Below are 2,567 nucleotides of genomic sequence, written 5' to 3'. Positions count from 1 at the left end.
ATACAGACAGCCAGAAGTCTGGGGGCTTGCCTAGCGCACCCGATGACTGCGCGGTCGGCTGCCCTGTGCCGCCGATTTCCACAAAGCTGCATCACACCGGGTCGGATGCGCTCGCGACAGCCTCTGGCGCGGGGCGTGACGCCGTGGTCAGATGAGCGAGCTCAGCACCGCGACCGACCGGTATCTGCGAACAATTCTCGACCTCGACGATGATCATGTCACTCCTCGCCGCGCGCGGATCAGCGCGAGGCTCGGACATAGCAAATCGGCTGTGTCACAAAAGATTGACCACATGAGGGGCGCTGGGCTGGTTCAGATGACCGATGACCAACGTGTGGTCTTGACCGACGATGGATTACGGTCAGCGATAGCGCTGACACGTAAGCACCGATTGGCCGAACGCATGCTGGTCGACATTATCGGCATGAGACGTGTCGACGTACACGAGATCGCCACCAGGTGGGAACACGTGATGGACGACAGCGTCGAACGGCACCTCGTTCCACTGCTCGGTTACCCGGCAACGGACCCGTGGGGTAACCCCATCCCCGGTCTCGACGCGATTGGATTCACCGCTGCGCCGATGGCGCAGAGCACTCCAGTGACCGAGATTCCGCTCGGTGTCGCGACGAGATGCGTCGTTCGTCGATTCACCGAACACGTCCAGGAGCAAACAGCCCTTGTGAAGTTGTTGTTGAACAAAGGAATCGAACCAGGCGCTCAGGTCACGGTTACCTCTTTGAGAAAGTCCGTCACGCTAGGGACCATGCGCGACAACGTCGACTTGCCGACTGCGATCGCATGCGGCATCCACGTGGATGCACACTTCGCGAGGTAGGCACTCTTAGCTACCCCCGTCGGCGGCCAGGCGATAGCCGACACCGCGTACTGTCTGAATCGCCTTGCACCCGAACGGTGTATCGATACGGCGCCGCAAGTAACTGACGTACACCTCCACAACATTCTCGTCACCGCGATAGTTCACGTCCCACACGGAGTCGAGGATCTCTGCTCGCGTGACCACCTCACCCTTGTGCCGCATCAAAAACTCCAGCATGCTGAATTCGCGGGGCGTCAGCGTCAGTTCGGTCTCGCCTCTGTGCGCGACGTGAGCTGCTGGGTCGAGAGACAACGTTCCGGCAGTGAGTACCGGCGGTCGCTCAGGGGCGCCGCGCCGGGCAAGGGCGCGCATTCGTGCGATCAACACGACGAATGAGAACGGTTTCGTCAGATAGTCGTCGGCGCCAAAGTCGAAGGCATCTGCCTGGTCATACTCGCCGTCCTTCGCTGTCAGCATTAGAACCGGTGTCCACACACTAGAACGCCGCAATGAGCGCACGACCTCGTATCCGTTGAGTCCGGGCATCATGATGTCGAGAACGATCACGTCGAATCGCTCAGAGATCGCCTTCTCCAGCCCGACCGCGCCGTCGTGGACAACATCGACGACCCAGCCTTCAGCCGCCATCATCCTGCGGACAGTCTCAGCGACATTCCGGTCGTCATCGACTACAAGTATGCGCACGCATCCACCTTCCTCACCGAGGACAAGTGTGCGTGATCAGCGCTGTGGAGACACTGAGTACCGAACCGAAAGCGCGATGGCCCTAGCAACGCGCGCCGTCTCGGTGCAGTCGCTACACCTACCCGAGTTGGTCCGAGGGCCGCAGAAGAATCTCATTGATGACGAGGTGTCGGGGGCGTGTAAGCGCGAACGTGATGACTTCGGCAACCTCAGCTGGGCTAACCGTGGCTGCGTCGTACATTCTCTGCACGCCTTGACGTGTCGCTTCGTCGGTGATGTGTGTCGGCAACTCCGTATCAACCACACCGGGCTCGACGAGGGTCACACGCACCGCCGGTAGCAATTCCTGGCGCAGCGATTCCGACCACCCGTTGATGCCCCACTTCGTGGCCGCGTACACGCCGTTGCCCGCTCGAGCGGTGCGGCCAGCTACCGAGCTGACGTTCACGATGTCGCCGCCACCCTCGGTAAGTTGGTCGAGGAACACCTCTGTCGCGGTGATCGCACCCAATAGGTTGACCTCCACCATGTTTCGGTAGTCATCGCGGCGGTCGGGGGAGAACGGGCCGAGCAGCATGACGCCTGCGTTGTTGATTAGCACGTCCGCGGTGCCCAGTTCGGTTGCGATGCGCTGAGCCGCAGCGATGAGACTGGGTCGATCGGTGACATCGCTTTCGATGGCGAGCGCATTGTCCCCGAGTTCCTCCGCGAGGGCGGTGATCCGGTCAGCGCGGCGGGCAAGCAATGCAACCTTGTAGCCCGCGGCGTGCAAGGATTGTGCTGTGGCTGCTCCGATACCGGAAGATGCGCCCGTTACAACTGCAACGCGGTCTGTTGGTCGATTCATGGCGGGGCACTCTCACTTCACTGTGTGGCATCTGGTTTGCTGTTCGGCACGGTCGCTCGATGTCTACTTCTGATCTCCACATGCATGCCGTTGGCGACCGCGCGGGTTAAGTTCACCGCAGATCGCCGGTTGTGAACAGTGTCCAGTCTTCTGTGTACTGGCAGTACACCCCACAGCGCGTACCACCGGGGCTGG

Annotated in this window: 3 protein-coding genes and 1 pseudogene; 2 read left to right on the top strand and 2 right to left on the bottom strand. The window is 61.0% G+C overall.

Translation table 11 applies throughout. The features are described 5' to 3' along the window. Nucleotides 1-151: 151 nt before the first annotated feature. A pseudogene (locus GOSPT_RS24200) lies at nt 152-313 on the top strand (helix-turn-helix domain-containing protein); the annotation flags it as partial. A gap of 3 nt (nt 314-316) precedes the next feature. After that, entirely contained in the window at nt 317-838 is a 522-nt protein-coding gene (locus GOSPT_RS01865; RefSeq protein ID WP_245548676.1) for an iron dependent repressor, metal binding and dimerization domain protein, read from the top strand. Nucleotides 839-844: 6 nt separating this feature from the next. On the opposite strand, the gene GOSPT_RS01860 is transcribed toward GOSPT_RS01865, so the two are convergent. After that, entirely contained in the window at nt 845-1,525 is a 681-nt protein-coding gene (locus GOSPT_RS01860; RefSeq protein WP_005202310.1) for a response regulator transcription factor, read from the bottom strand. A 118-nt stretch (nt 1,526-1,643) separates the two neighbouring features. Beyond that, nucleotides 1,644-2,372 carry an SDR family oxidoreductase gene (locus GOSPT_RS01855; protein ID WP_039854335.1) on the bottom strand — a complete coding sequence of 243 codons (729 nt, stop codon included), beginning with the start codon at nt 2,370-2,372 and terminating at the stop codon, nt 1,644-1,646. Nucleotides 2,373-2,567 lie beyond the last annotated feature (195 nt).

It is taken from the genome of Gordonia sputi NBRC 100414, assembly GCF_000248055.1.
Classification (GTDB): domain Bacteria; phylum Actinomycetota; class Actinomycetes; order Mycobacteriales; family Mycobacteriaceae; genus Gordonia; species Gordonia sputi.
The sequence above is the reverse complement of the archived record's forward strand: the minus strand, read 5'-3'. Positions and strand labels throughout refer to the sequence as shown.

What these genes read in the sequence shown, in the direction of transcription:
- GOSPT_RS01855 (WP_039854335.1), bottom strand. Translation starts at nt 2,372, where the DNA reads ATGAATCGACCAACAGACCGCGTTGCAGTTGTAACGGGCGCATCTTCC.
- GOSPT_RS01865 (WP_245548676.1), top strand. Translation starts at nt 317, where the DNA reads ATGACCGATGACCAACGTGTGGTCTTGACCGACGATGGATTACGGTCA.